Genomic DNA, 2,025 nt, shown 5'->3' with positions numbered 1-2,025 from the left:
ATATGTGGAATTTGAAACCCTACATATCATTTCATTAGTATGAGCTATTTGAGGGAATAATGAAGGTATAAGAACTGATATTGATAAGGTTATAACTGCTATTAATTTAATCATTTGTGAATTCCTTCTTTCATTTCTTTAACTACTTACTATTATATGCTTATCTGAGCTAGTTGCAATAGATATAATAAAATTATTTTACATTAATGTAATTAGTTTAACCAGATTAATTATAAGATCATAAGCAGGATTGAAATGGGTTTGTAATGGTGTGAGAGGCGCTGAGGAGGGTTGTGAGGCGTTTAGTGTTTGTAGGCGTATTAATTGTAGGCAAAAGAAAAAGAAGAGCTACTGAAGCTCTTTAATGGTTTAATTATATATTTAGATTATAGCATTATTTCATATGATAATATTTCTCCATAATTATTTATAGTAGCGTCAAGCCACTGATTTGAGATATTATCGAATGATTCTATATAATAGATGTCTCCATTTTCGTCCATTACAGAAGAGCTGTAGAGGTTTGTGTTTTGATTGTAGTTAACTGATTGAACGTGTAGGATAATAGAATCGGTTGTTTGTGTAGTGTTAGTAGGGATTGTAGAAGGAATTAGGATTGATAAGGATAGAGTTAGGACTGTTAGGAATTTAATTATGTTTGTTGGCCTTCTTTCTTTATTGGATTAATTCAAAGGGAATTAGGAAGGTTTTACCCTTCCTTTACTTCTATATAATAACCGCGATATATTCCTTTACCCTCTAATTTTTTAGTACCGCCTTCATTAGTGAATTTTCTTATTACATTATCTTTACATAATGCGTGAATTTGTGTTTTAGTCAATTTTACAATTTCAGCATCTCCAATTAAATCCATCTCATCTGTCCATCTGTATAAATTTACAATCTGTTTTAATTCCATTAAAAACAACTCCTTTGTATGTTTTACTTCTTGTTTATATTATAGCTTATTATATCTCATTTGTATAGCGTTTATAGTCCTATTCTATTGTATTATTTTCTAACACAATTCAAGTGTATTATAGTTCTAAATTTCGACGCGATAGCTAGAAATTATAGAAGCGTTCCCTTTGAATGAGTATGGAAAGTTGCCCTTATTAAAAGGTATAATATATACTCTTCTTATTTGTTACTTTCAAAAAGGGCAACTATATTATTTATAATTCGTTTATTTTTAAAAGGTACTTTGCAAGCTCCATTTGTATATCTAAATAATCGTCTTTATGTCTGAATGAATTAAAATTAGTTTCCTTTTGTTTACCAATGACATGATCATTATATAAAAACTCATCTAATTTATTATCGTATTCTTCTATGTTTTTATTATACACATTTTTAGCATTTTTATTAACTATATATATAGATTAATGTATAGTTCATTGTATGCGTATAGATATGTTTATAGTATAGTTGTTTAGTATGTATTAATGTATTGTATGTTAGTATGATATAGATAGTATTATAGTAGTATGTGTTAGTGTAGTATAATTTTATATGTGATTATGAGTATCATATTGTATGATTAATATTAACATATGAGTGAGTATGTATATGTATCAATTGTTCCACGTGGAACATTATTAATTATATATGCGTGATAGAATTTTTAATTCTTTATTATTACTTTATATATTATTGTATGTGATTACTATGATCATGTAATGTGATTATTATATTTTATTAATTCTTCTAATATTAACCCCATGTTATACTCTGCGATTTCTAGACCGAATACTGACCCTTAAAAAATTTTTGAATTTATGATCAAGAATAGCAATTTTTCAGGCAGAATTAGCACCAATTCAAGCAAGCCCCATAAATGCCTTTCTAAGGCGTTTAAATGATCAAAAGGTATCAATATAACCATCTTTATGCTCTCAGTGTTACACAATGTACCTTTGTAACTGTTTGATAATAGCGGGAATCAAGCTATAGGCGGGTTGTAGGGTTTTGCTGTGAGTATGGGTATCATGTCTAAATTCTAATTGATAATGAGAATATTTATTT

At 28.0% G+C, this 2,025-nt stretch carries 1 protein-coding gene; it reads right to left on the bottom strand.

Annotated elements, in window-relative coordinates:
- Positions 1-709 precede the first annotated feature (709 nt).
- Positions 710-919 carry a hypothetical protein gene (locus VIM70_RS11250; RefSeq protein ID WP_331945854.1) on the bottom strand — a complete coding sequence of 70 codons (210 nt, stop codon included), beginning with the start codon at positions 917-919 and terminating at the stop codon, positions 710-712.
- Positions 920-2,025 lie beyond the last annotated feature (1,106 nt).

Origin of the sequence: Clostridium sp., assembly GCF_036569345.1 — a bacterium.
In the GTDB taxonomy this organism is placed as follows: Bacteria; Bacillota; Clostridia; order Clostridiales; family Clostridiaceae; genus Clostridium_AD.
The sequence above is the reverse complement of the archived record's forward strand: the minus strand, read 5'-3'. Positions and strand labels throughout refer to the sequence as shown.